Raw genomic sequence first — 26,720 nt, 5'->3', positions numbered from 1 at the left:
TTCACGTTACAATGAAAAAAATAAGGAGGCCTACAACATGCTAAAAACAAAAATTATTTGTACAATGGGGCCCGCTTGCGACTCCGTTTCGACGATTAAAGAAATGATCCAAGCAGGGATGACCGTTGGTAGACTGAATATGGCTCACGGCGAATTAGAAGATCACGTTATGCGAATGAACAATATACGGCAGGCTGCACGCGAGCTGAACACTTTTGTTCCCATTATGATGGATATTAAAGGTCCTGAGGTGCGGATCGGCAAGCTGAAGGAAGCATCCTGCGAGCTGGTTATCGGTGAAGAATTGATTCTCACGACGGAGGATGTACTCGGCGATGCAACTCGTCTTCCTGTAAACTATTCCGAGCTTCCACTTGTTGTAAAAACAGGAGACCGGATTCTCATAGATGATGGACTTGTAGATCTGACGGTAATGTCGGTTGAAGGTAACGATATTCGTTGCAAAATCGTGAGCGGCGGCATATTGAAACCTCGCAAAGGCGTTAACCTGCCAGGCATCAAAACGACGCTGCCAGGCGTAACGGAGCGCGATGTGGTTCATATTCATTTTGGCATCAAACATAATGTTGAGATCATTGCTGCTTCCTTCGTAAGAAAAGCAGAGGACATCTTGGAAATCCGCAACATTCTTGAAGAAGCAAATGCAAGCCATGTACAAATCATTTCAAAAATCGAAAACGCTGAGGGCATGCAAAACCTTGATGCAATTATTGAAGCATCCGATGGCATTATGGTTGCGCGTGGTGATCTAGGCGTAGAGGTACCGATCGAAGACGTGCCGATGATGCAGCGTGAGATGATTAACAAATGTAATCTTGTAGGCAAACCGGTTATCGTTGCTACACATATGCTCGAATCGATGCAGGTTAACCCGCGTCCAACTCGGGCTGAAGTAAGCGACGTAGCCAATGCGGTTATTCAAGGCGCTGACGTCGTGATGCTCTCCGGCGAGACAGCTGCTGGAAAATACCCCATCCCATCCGTACGGACAATGGCTTCCATCGCTAGAAAAGCCGAATCCATGATCGATTATAAAGAGCAATTCGATAAAAAGAGATCACAGCAAAGCACGAACATTACGGAGGTAATTAGCCAAGGTGTCGTTAGCTCCTCGCTTGAGCTGAGCGCCAAAGCAATCCTTACTTCAACGGAAAGCGGCTTTACAGCTCGCATGGTATCCAAGTACCGTCCGATGTCACCAATTATCGCAATTACGCAGCATGATCATGTGCTTCCAAAAATTTGCTTGCTCTCCGGCGTTATTCCGGTTAAAGGCGATGCAGTAACAACAACAGACGAAATGTTCGAGTCCGCTATCCGCAATGCCAAGCTGACTGGGCTTATTGATACAGGCGATATTATCGTGCTTTCCGCTGGCGTGCCAATCGGCCAAGCCGGGGCAACCAATCTTATCAAAGTAGCACAAGTATAAGTAAGTATTTCGCCAAAAATGGCATGATATCAAAAAGCTGCGCCGTCCAAGGACGATGCAGCTTTTTACACATATAAATGCAGCCCGAACGACTCAACATAACGATACTTTCATGAAGCTTTCACAAATGACATGCTTTCCTATGCCTTTTGGAGCATATTATAATAATAACAACACATCGTTTCTACACTTAGGAGGGAATGGGTATGAAAAAAGAACATACCGTTCATTTCAAAATTATGCATGGCTCGGCAACCAAGACGCTAACCGGACTCATGTACCTAGAAGAAAACACAAAACCAACTGTTCAAGATTATCAAGAAGTCCTGAAACAATGCGGACATGATGTACATATCGAGAATGAAGAGCAGTTTATTTTCCGCTCCAACAACCCAGCAGACGACTATTTGATCGACGTTCTTGAAAACTATAAGAAAAACGACAAAGATCTACATGCTGACCATCTCGCACAAAGCTTTGTAAAAAAGACGCCATTCCTATAGAAATATTACTAGAATAGGAGCAGAAAGGCTGTTTCAGGTCAAATGACCTCATGAAACAGCCTTTTTTTATCGTACAAAATAAACTGTTTACCACTTTGACAGCTGCTAAAGTACCTATTCCTTAATAAGGCTTTGGAAATATTTTCATGTTGAATTGGTTGTGTTATGCTTCTTCTAGGATTATAAAAGCTTAGAGTCAGCATGAAGCTATACCGTTCATGATCCATGAAAGTTGGTGATTCGTGAGTACAAATGAAAGTATCACCTTAGTTGTCATTACCCTCATTTCCGTGCCGCTTTTCCTGCTTGCCTTCATCGTCATTCGGCAATCGTTTAAGGATACTCGGGAAACTAAATTTATTTTGAAACATGGCGAATCCTTTGACGCGACTGTGAGCTCCATACAAAAAACCAATACGGAGATTAACGGTCATCCTGAGGTTTTTATCGGATTAACGATTCCAAGAGAGCATGCAGATCCCTATCGCGCAATCATTAAAACCGCCATTTATATGGTTAATATTCCTCAGTATCAGCCTGGCCGCAAAGTAAAGGTGAAGGTGCTGGAGACTAACGGCAAAATTAAGGTCGCCTTGGAAGGCGCACATGTATTTTAACTTACATGAAATAAGAAAGAGCGCCGCAATCGGCGCTCTTTCTTATTGTACTGCAGCTGCCTTTCGTTTCCGCAGCAATAGTGTTAGCGGGATAGAACAGATAATAATAATCGTCCCCAGATGGAAAACATCCTGAACGCTAAGCGACAGCGCAATGGTTTTGGACGATACACCGTCCTCCAAGTGAGCAATCGTCTGCGCTGAGAGGATCGTGCTGAACAAACTAATCGATAGCGCGGATGTCCCCTGCCTGATCCAATTCATCACCGCAGAGGCATGACCTGAATTCACGCTTGGTACAGCAGACATCGCAGCGTTCGTCACAGGCATATTGCTGAAGCCAATCCCCATATAACGAATAGCCACCCATACCGTAATAAATGCCGCGCTTGTCGCCACATTCGCATGGCTAAGCTCCCAAGTAGCTAATCCCATTAGCAGGAGACCGATGAAGATCAGCTTCGATGGTCCTATTTTGCCATAAAGCCTGCCTGCTGCAAGCGAGATTAATACCATCGCAAGCGTACCTGGAAGCATGACCATGCCTGTAGTAAAGCTCGACTCCCCTTTAATATTTTGCATGAAGATTGGAACGAGTAACGTGCCTGCATATAAGGAAATCGTTATACAGCAGTTTAGGATGACTCCGTAAGTAAACCTCGGGATCTTCAGTACTCGCAAATTTAATAAAGGATTGCTGACTCGCAGTGTCCGCACCACAAAATAAGCAAGCACGACTATACCAGCCGCGATCATTCCGAGTGTTTGCCATCCTGCCCAGCCCCAATTATGCGCCTCGCTAAATGCGACCAGCAGCGCGCTTGTTCCGATGAGAACCGCGCCAAATCCGATCCAATCCAGCTTAATCCCCGTGCTTAATCGATAATTAGGAATGTACTTGGCGGCAATAAGCACAGCAATAATGCCAATCGGAATGTTCATTAGAAATAATGATTTCCAGCCGTAAATTTCAGCAAGCCATCCGCCTATCGTCGGCCCAAGCGCAGGAGCAAGCATCGCTGATACGCTCCAGAAGCTGACGGCAACAGCCTGTTTTGATTTCTCGATGGTCTGGTAAATGATTGTCATCGTAGTGGGCATAATAATTCCGCTGAAGAATCCTTGCAAAATCCGAAACGCAATAAGGGATTCAATACTCCAAGCGAAGGTACAAAGCGCAGACGTTAAAGTAAAACCGGCTAGTGCGATCACATATAATTTTTTGTAGCTCCACTTATCGCCCATAAAACCGATAATCGGAGCAATAATACCTGTTGCCATCATAAAACCGGATAACATCCATTGCACCGTGTTTAAACTGGCATGGAAATCATCCATAAAGATAGGCAACGCCACATTTATCGTAGTTGTACTCAAAGAGGCCATGAAGTTACCGAAAAAAACGGCAATCATAATGGTCCAAAATGACGAAGCTGCTTTTTGCGAGGTATCCACATTCATGCTCCTATTCCTGTAATTGATCTAAAGCTTTCTGTACCCGCTTCTCTGTTTCGGTAAGTTCTTCTTTAAACTGCTCCATACGTTTAATTTTCATGTCGATCATCGTTTTTTCCTTATGGAGCACCTGTGATATTTCGAAAAGCTTCAATTTTCGCGCTTCGCGATCCTCACTCGTACGATATTCACTTTTCTGCTGCTCGATGAGCGATTGAAACTCCATATACTGCTGAAGCTCTGCAAGCGAGAAGCCGAGCACCTCTTTTACGAGCAGTATTTTGTTAATTTTCTCTATATTTTCCTCTGAATATAACCGAATACCGCCTTGCGTCCGCTCCGGTGCAGAGATTAAGCCAAAATCCTCATAATACCGAATGGCGCGTTTCGTTAATCCAGTTCGCTTCGCTACTTCTTCAATTTTTAGCAAATCCAATGTCGAGCACCTCCGAATTTTCTACAATAAGCATACTCTCAGTGACAGTTAACGTCAACGTTAACTTTTAGGAGTGCAATAGTGATGGAGCAGCAGCTGTGCATATAACTTGCCGTTCATAAGCAAAAAAACAATCTGAAACATAGCTGCATGTTCCAAACTGTTTTTTGATCTCAGTTATATCGATGACTTGAAAACGCCATGCGGCAAGCAAGCGTGAACGCCTTTAATGCCATTTACAATTTGAGTAATCTTTAAGTCAACAACCGAGCTTCCAAGTGCGATCGCTTCCACTCGGTTTAAACCATATAATTCACCCATAAGATCAAGCATCCCATCCAGCGCCTCTACGGTGGCTTCATTTAAGTCTTCATGAAAGCCAAACGTAATCCAGCCTGAAGGTGTATTCGCTCTAGGATTCGTCAAAACGATGTCTTCCTTCACCGTTATCGTTACGTCAACCAAATCCATTGGAGACTCAATCGCCTGACAACTAATCTCCCCATCGCCTTGACGAGCGTGGCCATCTCCTATGGATAAATAACCTCCGTCTACAGAGATCGGCAAATATAATGTGCTTCCTTTGACAAGCTCCTTGCAATCGATATTGCCGCCGCAGGCGCGAGGAGGAAAAGTGGAATGAATACCTGGACTATCAGGGGGCATCCCAATCACGCCCATAAAGGGTTGTAGCTCTACCGTAAACGATTTGTCATTAATGAGACAGGTTCCCCTCATCCATTCCTTGTCTAATTTCCAATCGAGCGAAATCTCTTTATATTCGGTTAGCTTTAGCTTTTGATTTTGCCAATTTGGATATTGGCCTGCTGCTGTAAAGCCATATGATCCTGGAATGATATCATTAAATCTAATCTCAAGGGTCATTCCTTTTTTTGCTTCTTTAATAAATAAGGGGCCAATTAAAGCATGACCACTATCGATATCCTGTCTTCTTGAAAAAGGTTTATAGCGATCTTGATTGCTTGTACCCGTACCCCATCCAGCATCCAGCGTTTGGAAACGAATGGAATCACCTGATTCGATCGTGAGCAGCGGAGTCACTTCTGTTGTAAACGAGCCAATTAGGGAGCCTTGCGCCAATTCAATTTCGTGAACGGTCATGAATGATCCCTCCAAAAAAGCTAAATTGCCTTTCGAATTTATATTACCATAATTGGAAAATTAATAGTTAAATTAAGAGGGTCCATCTCAATTTAGTACATTGTTTGTCCATACGGCTGGAACCTCCCCCATGAACTACATACAGTAAGATAGTATTATAAAATCGTTCTTTATCATAAGAAGAACGATTTTTTTTATTTTACAATAGAAGTAAGGCTAAGCGGGATGAAGATCACGCGCTTGCCAATATCTTTTTGATTTGAATAGGAGTGTGAACCAAAAAACAGATATAGATTAGTGATGTGTATGTTTTAGTGTTACAACCATTTAGGAGTTCAAACCATGACGGAGCAGAAAAAATGGGTTGAAAATAGCGATTATTGGAGGCGGTTCCTCATACATTCCTGAGATTATTGAGGTTTTTATAAATAAATATGATGAAATGCCCATACGTGGGCTGTGACTGTTTGATAGTGAAGAAGGCCGCCATAAGCTGGAGATTGTTGGTGAACTAGCCAAAAGAATGGTCAAAAAATCAGGTTTAGGTTACCGCTGCATGGTAGATGAATAAAAAGGATGGAATCTATTGAATATATTGTTGGCCTTTTGCGCTGTTCTGATGTTCATTATTCAGACGCTAGCTTTGAAACAAATGAGAAGCACGAATAACAATGAGGGATTATCCTCCTTTTTTAAACGGAGTTCGGCTTATACGGCGATAATTGCTATTGGCTTTTTTGTATCATGGCTCATGTCAGATTTGAATGGCATCCATACCGCTACGCTTGTGCTTGGAGTGTTTTATGGGCTTGTTTTTGTACTTACTGTTTTGTTTTATTCCTGCGCTATGAATACGGGACCGTTATCTTACTCTGCTTTTTATTTCTCAGCAAGCCTGCTTCTGCCTGTTGTTGCAAGTGTAGTACTTTGGAATGAACCGATGACCGGCATGAAATTTATGGGTATTGCTCTTTTTATCCTATCCTTCTATTTCATCAACGTGTTTGGAAGCAAAGGGCAAGAAGCAGCAGGACTGAAATGGTTAGTTTATTGTCTTCTTGCCTTTATTTTAAATGGTACCTTGCCAATCATCATGAAATGGCAGCAGACGTTACTTGCGGGGCATGAGCTGATTCCCTTTATGTGTGTAGGATTTGGATCTGCGTTCTTATTTTCACTTATCGGTATTCTTTTCACTGGGGGATTCCAAAGACAAAGCAAGGCAATTCCTACTGCACGAGAGCTTCGTATTTTGACACTGTACATTGTAGCCATAGCAGGATCAACCGGTACTGGAAATGCGATAATAACGTATTTGTCAGGACGAATGTCAGGCCTTCATTTGTTTCCGCTCGTCAATGGAAGTATGATTGTGCTTCTAACGATCCTCTCCGCTGTTTTATTTAAAGAAAAAATGTCTCGTGGCGGCATCATCGGAATAGGCATTGGCTTGCTCGCCATTGTGTTTGTGAATATGTAAATAAAAGTTATTGACAATCATAATGGCAAATCTTATTATTTAATTAAGTTTATTTATTAATCAATTTCAGAAGAGAGGTTGTCGTTTGTCCAAAGTATCAGCAAAGCAGAAACATGTAAGAATCATGAATCAAAATTTAATCATAGATGCGATTAGAAGAGATGAAAGCGCTACAAGAAGTGAGCTGTCAAAGCTGTTGAAGCTGAGTGTACCTAGCGTTTGCACGAACGCAGATCAATTGGTTAGGTTAGGCATTCTAAGGGAAACAGAGGATGGCTTCACAGGTGTGGGAAGAAAAGCAAGCCGTTTGCGGTTGAATGATAACTTTGGCTATATCATCTCCGTTGATCTAAGCAATCCTTGTATTACGGTGGGCATTTCAAATCTAAATCCAATCATTATTCAAGAAGTGAAATTCGATATTGAACAATATGACATCAACCAGTTAATGGAGCTAATCATAAGCAAGATTGATGAACTTCTTGTTAAGAGCAGTGTATTAGTAAATCAATTGCTTGCTATATCTATCTCTATACCGGGTCAAGTGGATAATGATTTAGGTATCGTAAAGTGTGGCTCGTATCTGGAGCGACTCGGCACTGTGAATTTCAGAGAACCGCTTCTAAATAAATTCGGTGTTCGAGTACTGGTACAAAAGGATATCAATTCTGCTGTTCTAGGTGAGATAAAATTTGGAGCTGCACAGGGACACGCAAATGCTGTGTTTGTAAGCGTTGACGTGGGCGTGGGTCTTGGTATTGTGCTTGGAGGATCGTTGTATCCGGGGAAATTTCATCTTGCAGGTGAAATAGAAAATTACATCGTAAACGTAGAGGCAGAGAATACGGAACGACAAGATGAGATATTTGAGAGCTCTCGGTTGCGCGATTTGGTTACAATAGAAGCTTTGGTCAGATCGGTTAGAGCAGAGCTGGAGGCTGGGGGCGAAAGCAGACTGCTTAAAGCTGTGAATGGTGACATTGCTAAGGTCGATTTTAATGACATTATAAAGGCGACATTAGAAGGAGATGCCCTAAGCGTAAAGCATGTGAAGCGCTGTGCAAAGATTATGGCTGCCTTCATAGCAAACATGCTATTTTTACTTGATTTGGATACCGTTATATTGGGTGGTGGGTTCGTCACCCTCGGTTCGGCTTACACCGATACAATACGGAATGAAGTTAGGCGATTAGGGCTAGGAAATACGGCTATCGTGGATACAGCGCTCAAGACGAAAGCTGTTTTGATTGGCGGGATTGCCATTGGATTGGAGACTATGTTTAGTGAACTGCTGGAGGAGCAGGAGGCTTAAAGCCTCCTATCTCCTCAATTAGTTAATTAAGTTTATTAATCAATGATAAATTAGATTGTTCCTTGGACGTTTAAAATGAACGCGTTCAAGTTTCAATATATGAATTCATTTTAAAAGGAGAGTTGAGTAATGAAGAAAAAGGTGGCAAGCAAGGCAACAGCACTAGTACTTATCTTCGTAGTATTTGCAGCACTGATGGCAGCATGCGGGGGATCCAAACAAGAAGAGAATGGAGCATCCGAGAGTAAAACAAAAGAGATAACGCTTCGGGTAGCGACATCATTCGCTGGATCTGATCCATGGGTTCCAGCTTGGACGGAAGCTATTAAACAGTTCCAAGAGGAAAACAAGGGCATCAAAATTACGGATGAGTCAACGCCGGTCAATCAAGAAGCATTGCGTACGAAAGTGAAAGCGGATGCAGCAACTGGCAATCTAGCCGATGTGATGTTTTATTTCAATGGCAGCGAGACAGCTATTCTAACCGAATCGAAAGAAATTGTTCCCTGGGAAGATGAATTTGCTAAAGATCCAGATTGGGCGAAGCAATTCAATAGCGGGATCATCGAGAAGGTCAAGTATGAAGGCAAACTCTATTCTCTCCCCTATATCGGCTTCTATGAAGGCTTGTTCTGGAATAAAGAGTTATTCGACCAGTATCAACTCGAAGCTCCAACAACCTATGATGCTTTTATAAAAGCGATAGATACGTTTGCAGCTAATAATATTGTACCATTCGCTACATCGCTCACAACTCCATATCTGCAAGAAGCTTTGGTTCTTTCACAGGTTGGGCCAGAGGGACAACAAAAGGCTTACGATCCATCATGGGCGCCAGCTCTAACGATCTTCAAAGAGTTGAATGATAAGAAAGCGTTTCCTAAAGACGCACTCACGCTGGATGATGAAAAAGCGCAATCTTTATTTGCAGGCGGGAAAGCGGGAATGATGTTCAACGGTTCATGGACAGCTGCTGGTCTGAGTACCAATCCTGCTTTTCAAATTACACCATTTCCACTCGTACCGGGTGGTAAGGGTGAGAATATGATTGTATCTGGATTTGGTTCTGGTTGGTATATGAAGAAAAATACCGATCAAGCCAAATATGATGCGGCTCTAGCTTTTGTGAAATTCATGACATCTCCTGAAACGGCTGGAAAATTTGCAGCAATAGGCGGAACTTATGCAGTCGATACACAACAATCCAGCAGCACCGCACAGCTTCTGATTGACGGCAACAAGATGGTGAGTGAGGCAAAGGATTTCGTTATGCCCATCGATTCTTACGTTTCTAGGGAATCGTATACCGAGTTCTTAAAAGGTATTGCTTATGTGTCAGCAGGAAGAAAAACAGCCGTGGAAATTCTAGATGAAGCCACAAAATTAAACAACAGAAACAAGTAGTTCTTTCAACATGCCCCGGGATATCGGATCACCGGCTCCCGGGCAAATGGCAGTATGTAATCCAAGCTATTGCTTATGAAGAGGAGGCGTTCAGTTGTGATATTCAGGGACAAGAGATACATTGTGCTTTTCCTGGCGCCAACGATGCTATTATTATTCACCTTTCTTTTATATCCACTCGTACAATCCGTTTATTATAGCTTCACCGAATGGTATAACTTCTCAAATACGAAGAAGTTCATAGGATTTGGCAATTACAACCAGCTCATTCACGACCCCGTTGTTTGGATAGCGCTAAAAAACACGTTTATATTGGTAATCGGTGCCGTATTCCTGCAGGCTGGAGGAGGTTTGGTCCTCGCGTTGCTAACCGACAGCATCAAACGAGGATTTAAGTTTTTTAGAACGGTCTTTTTCTTTCCAATTGTTATCTCAGGTACGGCGATTGGCCTCATGTTCTCGCTCATTTACAACTACGACTATGGACTCTTAAATGCCATTATGAGAGGGCTCGGTCTGTCTGAGCAAATATGGCTGACGGAGAAAAGCGCTATCTATTTGGTACTCATACCGATTCTATGGCAGTATGTTGGATTTTATTTTGTTATATTCCTGACCGGGATGTCAAAGATTCCAGAGGATATTTATGAATCAGCTATGCTGGACGGTATTACAGGAATAAGAAAATCCATCTATATTACACTTCCATTATTACGTGATGTCATTGCTTCTTGCCTTACGCTCGCCACGGCAGGAGCATTGAAAGTATTTGATGTCGTATATATCGTGACCAAGGGTGGTCCATTGAATTCCAGTGAGCTGCTCAGTACTTACATGTACACGAAGGCATTTAATGGGCAAAACGCAGGCTATGCCAGCACAATCGTCATTGCGATGATGATACTCGGTATTGTCATAACCGTTGTGTTAAATAAATTAGTTAAAAAAGAGGCTGTCAGCTACTGATGATAAACTACAAACAGCCCAATTGAGAAGGTGATATTTTAGATGGTTAACAGACTAGTAAAGCCTGGTGCGGTCAAGTTCGGCGTATATGCACTCCTGCTTTTATGGGCATGCACAACGATCATCCCGCTATTATGGGTGCTGATCAATAGCTTCAAAACGTCCGAAGAAATTTTAACGCAATCATTCGCTCTCCCACAAAGCTACTCTTTATTTAACTTTTTGAAGTTGAACGAGTATGGCAATATTAACGTCGTTAAAGGCTTTATGAACAGTATGATCATTTCGGGATCCGTTGTATTAGGTGTTTCCCTTTTTGGCGGGTTGGCTTCTTTTGTACTAGCGAGATTTCAATTTGCATTTAAAGGGTATTTCACGTCTATATTTGTTATTTGCATGCTGCTGCCGCAGTTCGCTGTTATTATTCCGAATTTCGTTATCATCGAGAAGCTGGGTTTGAATGGAACCTATTTATCCGTTATTCTCCCACAAGTAGCTGGCAATTTGAGCTTTGCTATTCTAATGATAACAGGCTTCATGGCTTCTTTGCCTGGAGAACTAGAGGAAGCGGCGGTCATGGATGGGGCAACCATTTGGAAAATATATTATAAAATAACGCTGCCGCTTTGCTTCCCTATTTTTGCAACGGTGTCTATTATGGTCTTTCTTTGGTCATACAACGAGCTTTTGCTACCACTCGTCTACCTGCCAATAAGAGAGATGCAGCCTATATCTGTCCTCTTGTCGCTCGTATCGAATGCGTATGGTACAGATTATGGCGCTATGATGGCAGCCATCACGATTTCAATCGTACCACTGCTTGTTTTGTACATGTTCTCACAAGAAACGGTTATTAAAGGGCTGACAGCAGGTGCAGTAAAGGGATAATGGTTTTGGGTTACCATACAGGAGGAGAGAAAAAAGATGTCTACACAACAACAAAAAAATATAATTGTCATTGCTGCACATCCGGATGAACCGGAAATTTATGCGGGAGGAACCTCTGCTTTATTCGCAGAAATGGGACACCGAGTGAAATTCGTTTCCTTAACCAATGGAGATTGCGGACACTACTCAATTAGCGGACAAGAGCTCGTGGATAGAAGAACGCAGGAGGCCTATGAGGCTGCTAGACGATTGGGTGTTCTTGACTATAGCATATTGAATATATCTGATGGCCGTCTGACGAATAGCTTTGAAGTGAGAGAAGAAGTTATTCGCCAAATTCGCAATTGGAAGGCCGATGTCGTCATTACCTTCCATCCTGAAGGTGCAGGACATGTAGATAATCGCAATGCAGGAAGAATTGTGAGAGATGCTGCGGATTTTATAGCGAAGGTACCTAATTCTGTGCCAGATGCCCCATATTTAGAGCAATCCCCTCTTTTCTTGCTTATGCCGGACTACGGAAAGAGGCATGCTTACTCACCCGATCTGGTCGTCGATATTGGTTCTGTTATTGAGAAGAAGCTGCTTGGCTGTGATGCGCACGCTTCCCAATTCTATGAGTTTGCGCCATGGCAGCGTAATCTGCTAGATCAGGTTCCACAGACGTGGGATGCTAGGAAGGATTATATTTTGCAATATTGGAGCAGCTTTATTGAGGTTTCATCGGAGATGCTTCCGACGCTGGATCGACTATACGAAGATGGGAAGTCAGAAAAAACAAAATATGCAGAGCCATTCGAGATTGCAGATTATGGCAGAAGACCGAGTGATACGGAGCTGAAGCAGTTGTTTCCCATGCTGAGTCAATAAGAGGAAATACCTTGATATACTTCGTGAACGGATCGTTGTTGCAGGGCAGCTGCAATGCATGTAAATAGCAAAAGCCAGCTCCTATGAACTGCACCTCCATTGTTAGACACCATCTAACTTTGGAGGTGCAGCTTTTCTATTTGGATTCAATAGGATTCCAGCTTCTTTTGCCGTCATCCTCTAAAATCCCTAACGTCACATCTGCAATATCCTTGTCCTCAAGCAGCTTGGCGCGAACGAGAAACTTAATATCATCGGCTACCGCAAGCGTTAAACCAGGTTGCAGCTCCAAGTACGCCTCAACGTGGTAATAGCGGCCCTCTTGTAGAATGCGCATTTGATAAATATCGGTTACGCTCTGTTCGGAAAAAATAATACGGGACACCTTGTCTGCTACTTCCTTCGGGGCAGAAACACCAATGAGTCCGATCATATTGTCGTATCCCACACGATAAGCAACACCAACCATTAACAGACCAATCAACAGGGTTGCAACGCCATCAACCGTTTTAAACGAGGTAAATGCAGCAATAATGACCGCGATCATCGCCAAGGCAGCTCCCGAAACGGCGACAAGATCCTCATAGAAAACTAATCGTGTAGCAGGAGCGGAACGCCCTACATTTTTGAAGGCAGCTGAGAAAATACCGAGACCTTTCCCCTCCGATCCCGCTTCGTGTATAATTTCCTTCATTGCTTTGACTAATATAAGCCCGTCAATAACTAGATTAACAACCAGAACCCCAATGTTTAGCCAAAAACCTTCACTTGCAACTGGATGCAAAATGAGATGCCAGCCTTCACGAATCGTTTCATAAGCCATAATGGTAACGACGATGACGGCAATCATACAAAAAATATTGATGACACGCCCAAAGCCGGTTGGAAACCTCGGCGTCGGTTTTTTCTCGGCAAGAATGCTTCCGGCAAAAACAAACCCTTGGTTTATCGCATCTGCCAATGAATGCATGGCGGAAGCAAACATCGCGCCGCTGCCGCTGAAGGCCGCTGCGAACCCTTTTATGGCGGCGATAAACGCATTGCCGATCATCGCTACAGCGGAAGATTTATTCCCTTTCTTTATAAGCTGCATAAAACTCTGACGTTCTGCTTTAGGCTCCATTTTCTCCCCCGCAACATTTTATTTACCATTACCATTCCACTATTGCCTGTTTTCAATCCCAGCACTGCTATTTTATGCTTACCCACACAGGCAATAAGATAAACGGACAAAAGCTTTTCATTATGTCAGAGACAATTTTCTTCTTGCGTTATCGATGTCCTTAAAATAATACCGTGCTTTCATTGGCGTACTTTAGGCCAGCGCTCTTGAAACCTCTTTTGCTCAAGCCGCTTCTCATAAATGGCGATTCGATCCTCGTAATCCAAGTAAAAAGGTGATGGTCTAACAATCATTTCTAGAACATCCTCTATCCCACAAGGAGCAGTTAACACGAGTTTGTCATGCTGATCTATTTTCAAACCTAAAGCGGTTACGGTCTCTGGAAATTTGGAAATGGCATCTGTGGAGCTGGAATACGGAGGATTGTTATTGATTACATGCATTCGAGCTTGGTTCTTAACGGACCAAGGTACGTGAGGGTTCATCTGATTTAATGTGTTTTCCAGCTGTTTCTCTATCTGCTCGTCTATGTTGGAAGGATCGAAATAAACGACATCAACATCGGCCAGCGGCGTTCGTTCCGTAAATCCGTGAAGGGTATCCCAAATTTTGCTGCGAACGAAACCTGCACATACCCACCAATCTGGAAGCTCGAGCGTACTAACCTCTCGTAAGATGTTCATCATCCACTCATCTCTATATACAAGCTGCATAATATCCTCTTCACTGTTTATCAACATTGATCCACTCTCCTGATTTGTTCATTTCTTGTTCAATATGTATGTCCAAGCCTGCAATTGGCGAATAACCGTCGACACTTGTTTCATCCGTCCTCACCATGAATGACCACTTAAAGCCCTCTCTTGGAAAGGTGAGCATGACATAGATGTTTTCGTTCTTATACTTTTTTTCTAATGCATGCTGCAATTGCAGCTTCGAGAACGACAACCCTCCAAGATACAAAGCAACAAGGATTAGTCCTGATAAAAAAATACGCCTTCTTCTCCGAGTAGATGCCCCGATAATAAGAGCAGTGGTCAGCGTAATTAAAAGAACAGGGTCGTTTCTATTTACAATAAAGAAATCAGACTCCGTTTTAATAAAGGGATAAAAGGGAGCTACGCCATTGCCGATAAAATCTATAAATAAATGGCTAAAAACACATATAGACAATATCAGCCAAGCCTTCTTAAACGAAATTTTCTTCTGGAATGCGTAATAACATGCAGCAAAAAACAAACCAATCACAGGTACGAGCCAAATGGAGTGGCCAAGCAGGTCTCCGTAAAGCTTCGAAATATCAGGAGAAATAGCAGCTGCACCGCCGAAAATGAAGAGAACCTTGCGATTCACAGTGGATGCAGCCGCTTTCCCGCAAACTAAATAGGCCAAGCTAGCGCCTACAACAAAATGTAAAAAGACGTGTATGATATGACCTGAAATATTCTCCATATTCACCTTTCAATCAAATTATAAAATTTGATATATGATTCTCGAAGAAGCAGCCTACACTATCGGCAGTTCATAATGCTTGCACAACTCCCGAATGACCTCACCGACCAACGACTCGTTTTGAGGTTTACCTGGCTCTGCATTCATCATTACTGCAATACCGCTTTCTTGGCGCGGATATCCAACCAGCTTGCTCTGAGAACCAACTCCCCAGCCTTGAGAAACGAAGCAGAGCTGCTCTCCAGCATCAGGAAGAAATACGCCTAAGCCTGCACCTTTATCGCTCGCATAACCCGTAAGCATTATTCTAGCCATCGCTGGCCGTAAAATACCATTAGGATCGCCATTCCAAGCTTTCACGATCTCGCGTGCCAATACTAGCAATTCAGAAGGCGTTGTCCATAAGCCGGCTCCGGATAAATTAGGATAGTGCGCTCTCTTCCCTTCAACCACCTGTCCCCGTTTATCATGACCCATGGGTGTGTTCAGTGGCTCATTTGCGATACCATCCCAGAAAATAGTTCGTTTTAAGCCAAGCGGCTTCATAACAAGCCGCTCCATAGCAGCCGAAAAGGCTTCTCCTGACACATCCTCAAGAATTTGCTCCAAAACAGAATAACCTGTATCCGAGTAAGAGAATCGACTCTCTGGCAGGTGAGCAACCTCAACTGGTTTGGAATGATATTTCGTTGCTCCTAAGAGCAGCTCTCTAGGCGTAGGGAAAGGGTCTTGCTTCTGCAACGGTTCATAGCTCCCCCGTGCATCCACAATTCCCGATCGATGTGCCAGCAAACTGCGCAGCGTTACTTTCCTCTGCTGAGTGAACTGGTTTTCGGGCACCTGCCAGGAAACTAAGTAACGATTAACATCCTCCTCCAAGCTAAGCACGCCCTCTTGGACTAAACGAAGCACACCAATAGCCGTAACCATTTTGCTGATGGAGCAGGCAGGAAACAAAGTTTCCTCTGTCACCTTCTGCTGCATGCTCGCTTCAAGTACGCCATAGCTTCCTTGCCACACCATTTGTCCATGCTGAAGAACGGCAATTCCTAATCCCGGAACACCATTCAACTTCATTTTTTCTTCTATTTCCAAACTTATCATTGCCTCTTGGCACATAAGATCAGCTCCGTCACCAAACAAATTAGAATAATTTTTACCTCATTATTCCATTTCACTCTGTATGACGGGAAAAAGCAACAGCCAGTTGCAACATTTTTATGGCAGCCTATTATTTCTTCGATATCCGTCTAAAGAAATAAACGCCCTCAACAATCAGCCCTGCCATAAAACCTCCTGCTACTGCTTCTAAAAATACGAGGAAACTAATCAGGTCCTCCCATCCAGTCAAACCTTTGGAATACATAGCCATCAGCATAAGACCAATTAGCATCCCAAGATTGGAGAACAGCCACAGCTTTCTCGCTCCAAGCCAGCCGATAAAACCGAATAAAAAAGATATTATGGCTGCGAGCAGCATAAATCGGAAAGCGTGCATGCCTGTGAAAGGCTGGCCTAATATAACAAAACGAATCAACCATAATAACAGGCTAACAAGCAAGGTGGATGCTCCAGCTAGTAGCCACCACCTGCCGCTTCTGTCAGCGGGAATCCAGTGCATCAACCATTGCCCCCTCTTGAATAAATGTTCTTTTTTACTTAAACGCATGAAGCGCTTACTTTGTTTCGTTCATTCTGGTTTGCCCAGCATGAACTCAGCAATAACTGCTCGCAGCAAAAAAGGAGTACCGTTCGCCGCTGCTATGAAATCATAGAGACGAGCTGTACTCCTTTTTGATTATGCGATTTGCTTGCTAAATGGCTGCGATTTGAAGAGCCGTTTCCTTAGGAAGCTGAAAAACTACATTTTTTGCAAGCAGCTTATCCATTAATGCTTGAAAAGGAGCAACCGAGATCCAGTCGTGTATCATAATAATTTGTCCGCTTGTTGCTTGTAAATCATGATGCTGGTCCATAACGTCCGCCGGCTCAAAATCGAACGTATCCCAAGTACAATCCACATGCAGTCCGTTTTTTGGGCTGCCATTCTCGAAGGACGGCTGCTGATAGCCCAGCTCATCCAGTACACGCTGAATACCTTCGAAATGATCATCATTCATTTCGTCTAACAACTGCTGCATAAATGGAAAACGAAACAGCTTGGAAGGCCTGATCGTTTCTGCTTTATTGTACAGCTCATCTATAATACGGTCGGTTCGCTCGATCTGCCCTCTTACGTCTTGTAAGCCGATAACAGAGAAATCTGCATGATCATAACCGCGATTCCCAATGATATGACCTGCTTTAATCGCAGCTATCGCTTCCTCAGAACAGCTTTCCAATGCTTCGCCTACACAAAACCAAATCGCCCGAATCTCTTTTGTGTTCAGAAAATTGACCTTTTGCATAAAATCTTCAGCAGGACCTTCATCTATCGTGAGGTACACCGCTTTTTCAACCGCCAACATAGCAAGAAACCCCCGTTTAATTATTGCTGCCAACCTTTATCATCTATGTAGTATACCATAAGCATTCCTTTTCATTTACTCTTCATTCCTAAAAGAACTTCATTTGTAGCTATATACAAAAATTACACACAGCAAACCGAATGTCAGAATGACACCCGGCTTTTTTTGCAAGTCATGTAATTTCAATAATTACCTATCAACTAAGAATGTTTTCTAGCTGAATTCAATTCATTGGCATTCTGATGCCATTCCTTGAGCATGCTTTGGTAAAAATGACTTTCCTGCGTGCTGAGTCCCTGCTTGTTGTCTTTAATAATTAAATTGCCGATATTCCGCTTCAAAATGATGCTCCGACGTCCTAACATGTCCATATAAGTCAAGTAAAATCACCCTCCAGATAATGTTTTCCAATCGGTCGTTTTAAGTATAACGAATACGACTCCTATTGAAAAACAGCAACCAGTGGCGTTATTTCTAATAATGCTGACTAAGGCGGACTGAGCGGAAACGAGCAGCAGTCATTCGAAAACATCCTGCCATATCCTCCATATAACGTCCACACCTCCTCAGATGGGATGTAAACACAACAAAAAACCACAGCCCATATTTGGCTGTGGTTTATCGCAATTATTAGGCTTTACCTAGGATCTCATCTATTTCGCTTTTCAGTAATAGATATCTGTGGACGCTGCGATTGATCGCAACCTTAGTGAGGTTATGCTTAAGCACATAAACCTTCATCTGGTCCTTAGTCAGGCCTAACAGGTCACCGGCCTCGGTAACGGTTAATACAACCTGCTTGCTCGTTGCGTTAAATGTTTTTTTTACTTTTTGATCCCAGTCTTCAAATACTACCTGCATATTTCCGACTCCTTTATCATAGTCAATGGTCTTTATTGACTGCACCTCTCAATTATAACACGAACAGCACTATAATCTTCGCCTGATAAAAATTTTATAGTAAATAAAAATATATTTCGGCCGTTCTACGGAGAAATCATCCCCGTTAATCCATGTTCTTCATAAGTTTATACAAATAATCAACTGAACGCATCGCATATTCAAACTGATAAGGCTCTCCGTTCTTCAATAAAACAAGGCAAGGCACACTCGTAATTTTCCAAGCATTTCGCAGCTGGGGGGCGTAATTTATATTTATTTTATACAAGGTCGTTGGAACCTCAGCAGCTTCCACAATTTCCAGCATCCGCTCGGCTACCTTACAGGTTCCGCAAAATGGTGAAGAAAAAAGCAGCGCATCCTTACCATTCCCTATCCGATTAAGCTTTAGCCAGTCTTCTTCTTGGATTTCTTGAATTGCCATCTGTCATCTTTCCTTTCTGCCGTTTAAAGACAGTCGTTCATTTGTTGCCGTATTTATATTGTAAAATGTTTTGGTGCTTTAGGAAAGACAAACTGAAGCGTACATGCACTTTATACTCCAAGCTATAAACGAAATAAATGGTATAATTAGCTGATTCGTAAAATGATTTTATTCGTTAGGGAGACCACTTCGTCATGAAACCAATTGAACAAATGAACGTCGCAGAGTGGCACGCACTGTTTAAATCTCGTACCGAGTCTCTGTCTGACCTTACTCGAAATGCCTCATATGTACATCGTGCAATTACAGCAATTAATCAGATAAAGCCTACGCTTTCTTCTGCACAAAATAATCTATTCGAGCTGCATGCTCATCTTCATATTCTGATGCTGCTGCTTAATCTTATTCCCGATCAAAAGGGACATTCCGGCTCCTTTATCGGCTTCCATACACATGCTGCTATTTCTGATGTACAGCTTGCTATTGCTGAGCTCATGCAAAAAAAATCCGATCCTGCCGATGGGCCCGGCTATTGGCAGTGCCTAGAAGAAACATTAGCCTTTTTGCGCAGGCTCATGCTGGCGGAATCAGGATCAAAGACGTATTTCTCCGATCCTTATTTTTGGTTATGGCAATACTGGATTATCCCTAACCAGAACGATATGAGCCTATGTCTAGAAGAGCTGCAGCAATTGAATGCCGCATCTTTAAAGCCCGGCTCAGCTCTCTCCCGCTACCCTTTTCTGCTTGCCGAGGTGTGGATGAACTTCTTCTTACAACGCGACGAAGAAGCGTGGAGCAAACTAAAGGAAATAAGCAGCGGTAACGAGCTTCGTCCAAGTGACTTATTCCATGTCTTAACCATAATGTCTGAAAAAGAGCAATGGCAGCGGTTATCGAATTGGTTAGTGGAAACGAAGCCGTATATAGAGAAAAGCCGAATTAACGCCTTGGAAATCTTTTATAGCTACTGGGACGATGTAATTGAACATATTCCAGATGCGGAGCAGCTGATGTGGGCGCCTCTCATTCAATCGCTTCCCTACGCTAGTTCTATTTACGAAGGAAAACTGCTCCGTCATGCCAAATGGCAGCAATGGATCGATTATCAGCTCAGCACGGGAACCGAGCCGCTTGACTATCGCGTTGGAGTGTTCGCCCCTATTGAGAAACATGCGCCGGAGCTGCTGCTGCCCTTTTATCATCAGGCTGTGGAAAGATATGTGCTGCTCAAAAATAGGCCTGGCTACAAAACTGCTGTGAAGCTGCTCAAACGGCTGGCTAAGCTGTACAAGAAAAGGAAAGACGAGGAGCGCTGGGAAACGTTTATTACAGCGTTCGCTTCTAACCATAGCCGCCTTCGTGCGCTTCAGGAAGAGCTTCGGAAAGGAAAACTTATACCATGAGCAAGTTTACAAAAACAATTACGGTATACGCTAGTTTAACGACTCATGGCGATGCTCTCCTATACGGAATGAGCGGCATGAGCGACTTCCTGCCCGGCGTCAGCTTGAAGCACAGCTTGTTCGCCTGGCATACGCCTTCCTTTTACGGCACAGAACTCGAAGTACAGCAGGTTGAAGGACTAGAGCTTGTTTTGCTTCCAGCCGAGCAGGTTATTCCTTTTTTTGCGGAAAACACGGTGCTTGAGCATGTGGAATGGATATGGGAAGAGCAAGCCGGAATGCTTGTTGCGCTTGCCCCCTTGTTAGCACCTGAAATAACTGCGCATCGCTTTATACCAAGCTTCTCGACCTTCCGTACAGGAAAGCTCCAATGGAGCTGGGATAATGCTGCAATAAACGAACAAATTCAGAGCATGATCAGAAAAACGCAAACAGACGATAGCTTTAAGACGGGATTGCTTGCTGCTTTTTCTGCTGCTGTATTTGACGCTTATTATGGCACAGAAACGACTGCTGCTGATTTGCGCAGGGAATACCCGCTCCTCTTTGCCAAGGATGGCATAACCGCCGGACTTGATGCACAGGCATGGCTGATCGCCATTGGCTGGAAAGCCGATCAAGCTCCATTTCGGCCAATGCTTCAGCTTGTCGAGCCCGTTGCTGTGGATGACCCGTGGCAGCTTAAGCTTATTTTGCAGGACAAGCTCGATCAAGCGGTTATTGTACCCGTTAAATTGTCTGATACAGGCGAAGCTTACGGCTCGTGGCCTGCTTCTTGGTCGCCTTCTATTCGTGAGCGTTCCTCAGGCTGGTTGGAGCGTCTGCGTGCTTGCCTGCCAACAAACCTGCTAGCGGGCAATCGTGACAATATTTTAAACGTCCCCTTGAAAAATGATGCCGCTTGGCGGTTCCTTGCCGTAGATAGCCCCCGTTTATTAGACGCGGGCTGGCAGGTACTGCTTCCCGCTTGGTGGGAAACCGCCAGCCGTAAGAAACCACGCCTTCGCGCTAAGGTCAGCACGAGTAAACGAGAAGAGGGCTCCGGTGAATCATTATTTGGACTGGATACACTAATCGAATTCGATTGGCGCATTGCCATTGGAGACACTGACCTGACTGAATCCGAGTTTAATGAGCTTGTTGCCCGGAATGAGCGGCTCGTTCGCTTCCGAGGACAGTGGGTTTCGCTTGATCCCGCCTTGCTTGCGCAAATTCGCAAAGCGATGTCGGGCATTGACCGCGCCGAAGGTTTATCATTTCAAGATGTTCTTCAGCTGCATCTTTTGGGAAGCGGCAACGAGCATGGGGAAGATCAGCCTGAGCAAGAAAACGAAGCAGAGCAAGAGCATCGTATTCAACTGGAAGTTGAGCTGAACGAGCATTTGATGACGCTGGTCAGCCAGCTAAATCAACGAACCGAATGGCCTATGCTTGCTGTTCCTGCCGGGCTGCGTGCCGAGCTTCGACCTTATCAGCAGGAAGGTTACGCTTGGTTGTCCTTTTTACGACGATTCGGACTTGGCGCATGCTTGGCCGACGACATGGGTCTTGGCAAGACGGTTCAGCTTATCGCCTATTTGCTCAATCTCAAGGAGAGCGCAGCAGAGTCGGAGCAACACATGCCATCGCTCATCATTTGCCCAACCTCTGTTCTGGGCAACTGGCAGAAGGAGATAAGCCGCTTTGCACCCTCACTGCGCGTCATGCTTCATTACGGAAGCAGGCGCCTCGTAGGAGAACATTTCCTTGAGGAAATGCGGAACGCTGATGTCATACTAACTTCATTCGCCACCGCTACACTTGATCAGGACATGCTGAAGGATATTACCTTTGCAGCGATTTGCTTGGATGAGGCACAAAATATAAAGAACGCACAAACGAAACAATCCGCAGCCGTTCGCAGCTTTACTGCGAAGCATCGTATCGCTTTGACGGGCACGCCGATCGAGAATCGTTTATCGGAGCTGTGGTCCATCTATGATTTCATGAATCCGGGGTTTCTGGGGAGTGCACATGGTTTCCAGCACCGCTTCAGCAATCCTATTGAAAAGGAACGCAATGTTCAGCGCACCGCAGACTTGCAGAAGCTAGTTAAGCCATTCATGCTGCGGCGCAAGAAGAAGGACCCCGCGATCCAGCTTGATTTGCCGGACAAAAACGAAATGAAAACGTATATTCATCTCACAGCCGAGCAAGGCGCGCTTTATAATCAAACCGTTAATCAGCTTATGGATCGCATGCAAAAGCTTGAAGGCATCGAACGTAAAGGCGCCATTTTATCGTCCATTATGCAGCTGAAGCAGCTATGCGATCATCCGATGCTGCTAACAAAAGAACCTTTGGTGGACAGCTCTGCGCCCGCTGGCGAGCAAATGGATACAGAGCGGATCATAAGCCGATCAGCTAAGCTTGAGCGGCTGCTCGCCATGGTGAGAGAACTGCGAGATGAAGGCGAACGCTGCCTTATTTTCACGCAATACCTCGGTATGGGGGAAATGCTTCAAAGCGTGCTGCAGCAGGAGCTGCAGGAGCCGATATTATATTTGAATGGCAGCACCTCCAAGCTGGCGCGGGACCGCATGATTGAGCGGTTCCAATCGCAACAATTGCCGCCGGAAGAGCAGCCTAATGTGTTCATTCTGTCGATTAAGGCTGGCGGCGTCGGGCTTAACCTGACCGCTGCTAATCATGTATTCCATTTTGACCGTTGGTGGAATCCTGCTGTGGAGAACCAAGCAACCGACCGCGCGTACCGCATGGGTCAAACGCGTGACGTTCAGGTTCATAAATTTATCTCGCTTGGCACGTTGGAGGAACGCATCGATGAGATGCTCGAAAATAAGCAGCAGCTCAGCGAAAATGTCATCTCCAGCTCTGAGGGCTGGATCACGGAGCTGTCAACCGATGAGCTGAAGGAGCTCTTCACTTTGCGTCAGGATTGGAGCGATTCATAAGGGATTCTTTTCCTTTTGACTTGCCGTGAAATAGCCCTTTGTGCTACACTGATGCTAATTTAAATGAACGGAGGGTTACGTGTGATAGACTATATCCGAGTTAGGTCTTTGCGCAGCTGCTAATTGAATAGCGCCAAAGCTCTGCCTGTGTGCAGGGGACTCAGGATAGGTCTGCCCATTTTGAAGGTAACCCATATAAACAGAATACGTCGACTATTGTAGGGAGCATCCCAACTCGCGTATTCGCCTTTAGAGCGGAATTTCCATACGTTTATTTCAGCGTATATGGAAGGCCATCAATCCATATTGATAAGGGATACTCGATTCCTTATGGATATTTTTACTGATACCCTCTTACCTATAACGGTGAACACAGGCAGAGCTGCCTGTGTTTTTTATTTTTTAAATAACCGTTAAAAGGATGATGAATAATGGAACAACCAAAACAAAAGGCGATTATCGTCGGAGTTCAGCTTCAAAATCAAACCGACTTTGAATACTCCATGGAGGAGCTTCGCAATCTAGCTTCCGCTTGTTATATCGAGGTCGTTGATGAACTAAGCCAAAAGGCAGCACGCATTAACCCATCTCACTATATTGGGACTGGAAAGATCCAAGAGCTGCTGGCCCTGCTCGAAGCGCATGACGCGCATGTCGTTATTTTCAACGATGAGCTCTCCCACTCTCAAATTCGTAATTTGGAAGCCGCTTTGGAGCGGACGGTCATTGACCGAACGATACTCATTCTGGATATTTTTGCGGAGCGCGCCAAAACAAGAGAAGCCCAGCTGCAAGTCGAAGTTGCTCGGCTTCAATATATGCTTCCTAGGCTTGTCGGACTTCGCGCATCCTTGGGGCGGCAAGGCGGCGGAGCTGGTCTCAAAAACAGGGGCGCTGGTGAAACGAAGCTTGAGCTGGATCGCAGACGCATCGAAGAGCGTATCACTGCTTTGCAAGCCGAGCTTGAGAAGCTGGTAGCTCGCCGTCAAATTCAGCGGAAGCAGCGGCAGAAGAACGAGGTGCCTGTCGTCTGTCTCGTCGGTTATACGAATACGGGGAAATCCAGCTTGATGAATGCTTTGCTTGAGAAATATAATCCAGAGACAACCAAGCAGGTATTTGCCAAGGATATGCTTTTTGCAACGCTGGAGACCTCGGTTCGCAGCATTGATTTGCCTGACAACAAATCATTCCTGCTCACAGATACGGTCGGCTTCGTAAGCCAGCTTCCCCACCACCTGGTGAAGGCCTTCCGCTCAACTTTAGAGGAAGTAACTGAAGCTGATTTACTCGTACATGTCGTCGACTACGCCCATGACGATTATGAGCAGCTTGTTGCGGTTACGAATGAGACGTTAAAGGAGCTTGGGGCTTACAATCTCCCAACGATTTATGCTTACAATAAATGTGATCTGACGGAGCATCCTTATCCGGAAGTACGTGATAACAACGTCTATCTATCCGCCAAAAAGAATATTGGACTAAATGAGCTTATTCAGCTTATTCGCGATCATGTCTTTGACGACTATATGGAATGCGAGCTGTTGATTCCGTTCAACCAAGGGCGCTTGGTTGCTTACTTTAACGAGCATGCGCATGTGCATGCAACGGAATACGAAGTAGAAGGTACTCGGATGAAGCTGGAATGCCGGGTATCTGATTTTGAAAGGTACCGGAATGAAGTAACAGTGCTTTAAGAAAAAAGGAGGCTGTCCAAAAGGGTAATAACCTTTTGCGACAGCCTCTTCTTATGTCGAAAATATCTAGTTGCTGCGATCCTGCGGGTGAGGCTCGACTGCAAGCATTGCCGCCTTTGCGTTCGCTTCAACCTGAGCCGGGTCCTTGCAGCCCGGAATGACAGCCGTTACGGCAGGATGCTTCAAGCACCAAGCCAGCGCCCAGCTCGCCATATCGACACCTTGCGGCACCTCTTCACGCTGAATGTGTTCTACTTCCAGCAGCTTAAGTCGCGTGTTCTCTTTATCATGCCTGTGGCGTACATCGGTATCACCGAATACGGCCCCCGGCTTATATTTGCCGCTCAAATAGCCGCTCGCCAGCGGAACACGTGCAAGCACGCCCAAATCCTGCTGCTCGCATGCTGGAAATACTCTTTCCTCCGGTTGACGGTCGAGTCGATTATATACGACCTGAATGACGCGAGAGTTCACCTTTGTTGATGCTTCTGTCTGATGCAGATTGTCATTGCTGCCGATAGACGTCCCAAGAAAACGGATTTTCCCGGCTGCAATTTGCTTATCCAGAGTGGTCCACAGCACGTCATTATCAAATGCTTGGTCTGGTCCTGAGTGGAACTGGTACAGGTCAATATAGTCCGTCTTTAGCGCCTTCAGTGAAGCATCAAGCTGAGCTACAACACCTTCGGCGTCAAATACGTCGGTACGCGTGAAGCGCTCGTGGAAATGATGGCCAAACTTTGTTGCTATGATCCAATCCTCGCGGTTGCGGCGGCTGATATAATCTCCAATGAGTGACTCTGAGAGGTGATCACCGTAACATTCAGCGGTATCAATCAGATTGATGCCAAGCTCACGCCCTTTATCGAGAATCAAATCGACTTCGTTCTGCGAATACTCTCGGCCCCATTCTCCTCCAAACTGCCAGGTTCCGATGCCGATTACCGACACATTTAGTTCTGTGCTTCCGAGTCTTCTATACTTCAAGATCAACACTCCTTCTAAATGATGTAGCCTGTCCTTTTCATTTTAACATTTTAAACCATGAGTAAGAAATAGCATGCTTCCGTATTCTGTGCTACAATACTGAAATTGCTATGGCAATTTTATTAGGGAGGTTTACTGAATCACCATGCTTATTATTGGTATCGCTGGCGGCACCGGTTCGGGAAAAACTACGGTTGCACGCTCTGTCATTGAACGTCTTGGATCGGAAAAAGTAACTTTCATATCTCAGGATAACTACTATAAAACCTATTCGCATCTCAGCATGGCTGAACGTGAATTGATCAATTATGATCACCCTCTCTCTTTCGATATCGAGCTGCTCGCTCAAGATCTGCTGCTTCTAAAAGAAGGGAAAACCGTTTACGCGCCAGTCTATGACTTCGCCGCTTATGCTCCATCCACAACAGAAACGGTAGAGCTTAAGCCGAACAATATCGTAATATTGGAAGGACTTCATGTGCTCGCGGAAGAGAGCATTCGGAAGCTGCTCGACATCAAAGTATTCGTCGATACGGACCCCGATGTGCGTATTCTCCGTCGTGTGCTTCGGGATATTGAGGAGCGCGGCCGGACGATCCAGTCCGTTCATGACCAGTACTTGAAGACGGTTAAGCCAATGCACGAGGCTTTTATCGAACCATCCAAAAAATATGCCGATCTAATCATTCCCGAAGGCGGACACAATGAGGTCGGTATCCAGTTGCTGTCCATACTGACTGAAAAATATATGACAGATCACGAGCCGCCGATTCTCGGTTAATTGCGCTCTAAACATAGGAAAA

Annotated in this window: 26 protein-coding genes and 1 pseudogene; 14 read left to right on the top strand and 13 right to left on the bottom strand. The window is 44.5% G+C overall.

Annotated elements, in window-relative coordinates; all coding sequences use genetic code 11:
- The first annotated feature begins 37 nt into the window (after positions 1–37).
- From pyk to AC0VYE_RS01870, 3 genes are all read left to right on the top strand, one after another.
- Positions 38–1,453 (top strand): pyruvate kinase, encoded by a 1,416-nt coding sequence (pyk, locus tag AC0VYE_RS01880; protein WP_076268562.1) that lies wholly within the window; start codon positions 38–40, stop codon positions 1,451–1,453.
- A 206-nt stretch (positions 1,454–1,659) separates the two neighbouring features.
- Entirely contained in the window at positions 1,660–1,956 is a 297-nt protein-coding gene (locus AC0VYE_RS01875; protein ID WP_076268563.1) for a hypothetical protein, read from the top strand.
- 242 nt (positions 1,957–2,198) lie between these two features.
- Positions 2,199–2,573, top strand: a complete 375-nt coding sequence (locus AC0VYE_RS01870) for a hypothetical protein (RefSeq protein WP_076268564.1) — start codon at positions 2,199–2,201, stop codon at positions 2,571–2,573.
- Positions 2,574–2,615: 42 nt separating this feature from the next.
- Here AC0VYE_RS01870 and AC0VYE_RS01865 read toward each other — a convergent pair whose 3' ends face one another.
- The 3 genes from AC0VYE_RS01865 to AC0VYE_RS01855 form a co-directional block, all read right to left on the bottom strand.
- Positions 2,616–4,034 carry an MDR family MFS transporter gene (locus AC0VYE_RS01865; RefSeq protein ID WP_475445675.1) on the bottom strand — a complete coding sequence of 473 codons (1,419 nt, stop codon included), beginning with the start codon at positions 4,032–4,034 and terminating at the stop codon, positions 2,616–2,618.
- Positions 4,035–4,038: 4 nt separating this feature from the next.
- Positions 4,039–4,464, bottom strand: a complete 426-nt coding sequence (locus AC0VYE_RS01860) for a MerR family transcriptional regulator (RefSeq protein ID WP_339206240.1) — start codon at positions 4,462–4,464, stop codon at positions 4,039–4,041.
- A gap of 177 nt (positions 4,465–4,641) precedes the next feature.
- Complete coding sequence (locus AC0VYE_RS01855) at positions 4,642–5,586, bottom strand: acetamidase/formamidase family protein (RefSeq protein WP_475445672.1); 945 nt, start codon at positions 5,584–5,586, stop codon at positions 4,642–4,644.
- 364 nt (positions 5,587–5,950) lie between these two features.
- On the opposite strand from AC0VYE_RS01855, the pseudogene AC0VYE_RS01850 reads away from it, so the two are divergent.
- From AC0VYE_RS01850 to AC0VYE_RS01820, 7 genes and pseudogenes are all read left to right on the top strand, one after another.
- Positions 5,951–6,130 (top strand): annotated as a pseudogene (locus AC0VYE_RS01850) (family 4 glycosyl hydrolase); the annotation flags it as partial.
- Between the two features lie 42 nt (positions 6,131–6,172).
- On the top strand, positions 6,173–7,066 hold the full coding sequence (locus AC0VYE_RS01845) for a hypothetical protein (protein ID WP_475445670.1): 894 nt from the start codon (positions 6,173–6,175) through the stop codon (positions 7,064–7,066).
- Between the two features lie 85 nt (positions 7,067–7,151).
- Complete coding sequence (locus AC0VYE_RS01840) at positions 7,152–8,378, top strand: ROK family protein (RefSeq protein ID WP_475445668.1); 1,227 nt, start codon at positions 7,152–7,154, stop codon at positions 8,376–8,378.
- A gap of 129 nt (positions 8,379–8,507) precedes the next feature.
- The gene (locus tag AC0VYE_RS01835) at positions 8,508–9,782 is read left to right on the top strand and encodes an ABC transporter substrate-binding protein (RefSeq protein ID WP_475445666.1); all 1,275 of its coding nucleotides are present in this window, start codon (positions 8,508–8,510) and stop codon (positions 9,780–9,782) included.
- A gap of 96 nt (positions 9,783–9,878) precedes the next feature.
- On the top strand, positions 9,879–10,748 hold the full coding sequence (locus AC0VYE_RS01830; protein WP_256710918.1) for a carbohydrate ABC transporter permease: 870 nt from the start codon (positions 9,879–9,881) through the stop codon (positions 10,746–10,748).
- A 42-nt stretch (positions 10,749–10,790) separates the two neighbouring features.
- Complete coding sequence (locus tag AC0VYE_RS01825) at positions 10,791–11,636, top strand: carbohydrate ABC transporter permease (protein ID WP_475445664.1); 846 nt, start codon at positions 10,791–10,793, stop codon at positions 11,634–11,636.
- A 36-nt stretch (positions 11,637–11,672) separates the two neighbouring features.
- Entirely contained in the window at positions 11,673–12,506 is an 834-nt protein-coding gene (locus tag AC0VYE_RS01820; protein WP_076268572.1) for a PIG-L deacetylase family protein, read from the top strand.
- A 136-nt stretch (positions 12,507–12,642) separates the two neighbouring features.
- On the opposite strand, the gene AC0VYE_RS01815 is transcribed toward AC0VYE_RS01820, so the two are convergent.
- The 9 genes from AC0VYE_RS01815 to AC0VYE_RS01775 all read right to left on the bottom strand — a co-directional run bounded on the left by AC0VYE_RS01815 (position 12,643) and on the right by AC0VYE_RS01775 (position 18,873).
- Positions 12,643–13,629, bottom strand: coding sequence for a cation diffusion facilitator family transporter (locus tag AC0VYE_RS01815; RefSeq protein WP_475445661.1), 987 nt, complete (start codon positions 13,627–13,629; stop codon positions 12,643–12,645).
- A gap of 179 nt (positions 13,630–13,808) precedes the next feature.
- Positions 13,809–14,369: a nucleotidyltransferase family protein gene (locus AC0VYE_RS01810; RefSeq protein ID WP_475445659.1), complete on the bottom strand. Its 561-nt coding sequence runs from the start codon at positions 14,367–14,369 to the stop codon at positions 13,809–13,811.
- Positions 14,353–15,081: a metal-dependent hydrolase gene (locus AC0VYE_RS01805; protein WP_475445657.1), complete on the bottom strand. Its 729-nt coding sequence runs from the start codon at positions 15,079–15,081 to the stop codon at positions 14,353–14,355. Before AC0VYE_RS01805 ends, AC0VYE_RS01810 begins: the two co-directional genes overlap by 17 nt.
- A gap of 54 nt (positions 15,082–15,135) precedes the next feature.
- Positions 15,136–16,176 carry a serine hydrolase domain-containing protein gene (locus AC0VYE_RS01800; protein ID WP_475445655.1) on the bottom strand — a complete coding sequence of 347 codons (1,041 nt, stop codon included), beginning with the start codon at positions 16,174–16,176 and terminating at the stop codon, positions 15,136–15,138.
- Positions 16,177–16,312: 136 nt separating this feature from the next.
- Positions 16,313–16,705 (bottom strand): hypothetical protein, encoded by a 393-nt coding sequence (locus AC0VYE_RS01795; protein ID WP_475445653.1) that lies wholly within the window; start codon positions 16,703–16,705, stop codon positions 16,313–16,315.
- 190 nt (positions 16,706–16,895) lie between these two features.
- A complete protein-coding gene (locus AC0VYE_RS01790) occupies positions 16,896–17,549 on the bottom strand; it encodes a polysaccharide deacetylase family protein (RefSeq protein WP_475445651.1) in 654 nt (217 codons plus the stop codon).
- A gap of 200 nt (positions 17,550–17,749) precedes the next feature.
- Complete coding sequence (locus tag AC0VYE_RS01785) at positions 17,750–17,929, bottom strand: hypothetical protein (protein WP_076268579.1); 180 nt, start codon at positions 17,927–17,929, stop codon at positions 17,750–17,752.
- A 250-nt stretch (positions 17,930–18,179) separates the two neighbouring features.
- Complete coding sequence (locus AC0VYE_RS01780) at positions 18,180–18,410, bottom strand: hypothetical protein (protein ID WP_053373130.1); 231 nt, start codon at positions 18,408–18,410, stop codon at positions 18,180–18,182.
- Between the two features lie 145 nt (positions 18,411–18,555).
- On the bottom strand, positions 18,556–18,873 hold the full coding sequence (locus tag AC0VYE_RS01775; protein ID WP_083682069.1) for a thioredoxin family protein: 318 nt from the start codon (positions 18,871–18,873) through the stop codon (positions 18,556–18,558).
- A gap of 194 nt (positions 18,874–19,067) precedes the next feature.
- Here AC0VYE_RS01775 and AC0VYE_RS01770 point away from each other — a divergent pair, with 194 nt between their 5' ends.
- The 3 genes from AC0VYE_RS01770 to hflX all read left to right on the top strand — a co-directional run bounded on the left by AC0VYE_RS01770 (position 19,068) and on the right by hflX (position 24,930).
- The gene (locus AC0VYE_RS01770) at positions 19,068–20,279 is read left to right on the top strand and encodes an SWIM zinc finger family protein (RefSeq protein WP_475445648.1); all 1,212 of its coding nucleotides are present in this window, start codon (positions 19,068–19,070) and stop codon (positions 20,277–20,279) included.
- Positions 20,276–23,233: a DEAD/DEAH box helicase gene (locus tag AC0VYE_RS01765; protein WP_475445646.1), complete on the top strand. Its 2,958-nt coding sequence runs from the start codon at positions 20,276–20,278 to the stop codon at positions 23,231–23,233. Before AC0VYE_RS01770 ends, AC0VYE_RS01765 begins: the two co-directional genes overlap by 4 nt.
- A 431-nt stretch (positions 23,234–23,664) precedes the next feature.
- The gene (gene hflX, locus AC0VYE_RS01760; protein ID WP_475445644.1) at positions 23,665–24,930 is read left to right on the top strand and encodes a GTPase HflX; all 1,266 of its coding nucleotides are present in this window, start codon (positions 23,665–23,667) and stop codon (positions 24,928–24,930) included.
- A gap of 66 nt (positions 24,931–24,996) precedes the next feature.
- On the opposite strand, the gene AC0VYE_RS01755 is transcribed toward hflX, so the two are convergent.
- Positions 24,997–25,917 (bottom strand): aldo/keto reductase, encoded by a 921-nt coding sequence (locus tag AC0VYE_RS01755; RefSeq protein WP_441959073.1) that lies wholly within the window; start codon positions 25,915–25,917, stop codon positions 24,997–24,999.
- A gap of 145 nt (positions 25,918–26,062) precedes the next feature.
- Here AC0VYE_RS01755 and udk point away from each other — a divergent pair, with 145 nt between their 5' ends.
- Positions 26,063–26,698 (top strand): uridine kinase, encoded by a 636-nt coding sequence (gene udk / locus AC0VYE_RS01750; RefSeq protein WP_076268584.1) that lies wholly within the window; start codon positions 26,063–26,065, stop codon positions 26,696–26,698.
- Positions 26,699–26,720 lie beyond the last annotated feature (22 nt).

This window comes from Pristimantibacillus sp. Z349TD_6 (assembly GCF_056173205.1).
This window is presented reverse-complemented; position numbering and strand designations above follow the sequence as displayed.